The following is a 1,967-nucleotide window of genomic DNA, read 5'->3' as shown; positions in this document are numbered from 1 at the left end:
GGCACGCCGCCAGCGTTCGTCCTGAGCCAGGATCAAACTCTCCATAATAGATTGTTTATCTTGTGCTCTAAAACTAATAATTGACGTTTACTTCATGTTTTGTTTAGTTTTCAAAGTTCACTTTGTCACTTGTTAGCGACTTAAATATCTTATCATGTATAAGTATTATAAGTCAACATTTTTTTAAAACAATTTATATTGCAATCAATTGTTTTCTTGTGACAACAAAAAATAGTATACCATCTTTACAAACCTATTACAAGCATTTTATTACTTTTTTAAAAATAAATATTAATTTCTATTTCCTATAAAACTAAATAGTATCAACAGCAAATTTAATACATATAGCATTATTCAATATCTTAATAACTGTCCTAAATTAGGTACAAGTACAAGCACACCACTCACTTTTCCATATTGTAGAAAGGGAAGGGAGAGATTCTTATGCATTATAATGATTCCCGTGAATTATGTAATCGTTATATGGGCAAGGTTGTTCGTATCCACGACAAATCGGGTAAAGAGCATGTGGGTAGAATTACAAAAGTAACAAACGAAAAAGTGTGGATTGAACCAGTAGCAAATCAGCGTTCATCTCGAAATTCAAATAGTTCAAACAATAAAAATAATAGTAAGTATAGAAATAGAAACAACAACTACTCTAATAGAAGTGATTCATCTTATAATAGTTATGGCTATGGAAATGCATGGGGAGAAGAACGAAGATTTGACCGGAGAGTTGACCGGAGAGAAGAACGGAGATTTGATCGGAGAGAGGATTGCCGTGGTGGTTTTTTTGGTTTTGGTTGCGGCGGTGCAATAGCTATTTCTATTGGTTTTATTGCTGGTATTGCCCTTGCTGCATTATTCTTCTTTTGGTAAACACTGATAACATTTATAAGACACGTTTATCCAACTAAAAAAAAAAGAATCTTAACCTGCCCAAAGTAGTCTAAATGGGCAGGTTTCTTCATACAATGAATAATTCTAAAAATCAGTTGTAAAACGTAAGTATTTTTAGAATAATTTTTATTTATGACATAAAAACACTCTATATCCTAAAATATATCCAAATCGAAAAAGAATTTCTTGATGCTTATAATACATAGAAAGAATAGAACTAGGTAATTGCTGAAAACTAGGACTTGAACTAGAGCTAGAAGGAACGTTAGATATGGTATTTCCAGCTATAACTTTTATATTTTTAAAACCAGCATTCTTTATAAAAGATATCCATTCATTTTCTGTATACGTTTGTTTAATTCCATATACAGATTCAATTTCATTTTGTTCATCCTCTAGTAATAATCGTTCTGTTGTCATTTCGATTGCAAGTATAAAGCCATTATCATTTAATACACGACTATATTCGTTTAAAGACTTTTTTACATTTGTAAAACTTGTAACTGATTCAGATATTATTACATCAAATGAGTTATTTGAAAAAGGAAGGTTTTCAGCACTGGCAGCATGTAGTTTAATCGGAACTTGTTCGTGTTTAAATCGTTGCATAGCTTTTCTTAACATTTTCCTGTTAATGTCAATTGCAGTAATATCACTTTTATATAGATGATATAAATAACTTGCGGTTTTACCAGAACCACATCCTACTTCTAATATCTTACTTTCCGATGATAGAGGAAGATTATTAAATAATCTCTTAGTTAATTCAAAGCCTCCAGGATGTGCGTCTTCAATCTCTAAGAAAGCCAACAAATCAATGTACGTGAAATTCCTCATTTATAAAACTCCATTCCTTCAGAGATGATACTATCGTATTCATATAGAAGGATACTCGTTCATTATTTATTGCATAACTACGTTTATTTTGATCGGTCAAAATAAAAAACTCTAGTCAAAACGACTAGAGTTTTTACAGTTACCAGGCAACGTCCTACTCTCACAGGGGGAAGCCCCCAACTACCATCGGCGCTAAAGAGCTTAACTTCCGTGTTCGGGATGGGAAC

2 protein-coding genes and 1 rRNA gene are annotated in these 1,967 nt (G+C 32.1%); 1 reads left to right on the top strand and 2 read right to left on the bottom strand.

What is annotated here, in order from left to right; all coding sequences use genetic code 11:
- Positions 1–444: 444 nt before the first annotated feature.
- Positions 445–882: a lectin-like protein gene (locus tag J5Y03_RS19665; protein WP_209407697.1), complete on the top strand. Its 438-nt coding sequence runs from the start codon at positions 445–447 to the stop codon at positions 880–882.
- Between the two features lie 147 nt (positions 883–1,029).
- Here the strand turns inward: J5Y03_RS19665 and J5Y03_RS19660 are convergent, their stop codons facing one another.
- Positions 1,030–1,740 (bottom strand): class I SAM-dependent methyltransferase, encoded by a 711-nt coding sequence (locus J5Y03_RS19660; RefSeq protein WP_209407696.1) that lies wholly within the window; start codon positions 1,738–1,740, stop codon positions 1,030–1,032.
- Positions 1,741–1,881: 141 nt separating this feature from the next.
- A 5S ribosomal RNA gene (gene rrf, locus J5Y03_RS19655) occupies positions 1,882–1,967 on the bottom strand; the annotation flags it as partial.

Source organism: Gottfriedia endophytica (genome assembly GCF_017814275.1).
In the GTDB taxonomy this organism is placed as follows: domain Bacteria; phylum Bacillota; class Bacilli; order Bacillales; family Bacillaceae_G; genus Gottfriedia; species Gottfriedia endophytica.
This window is presented reverse-complemented; position numbering and strand designations above follow the sequence as displayed.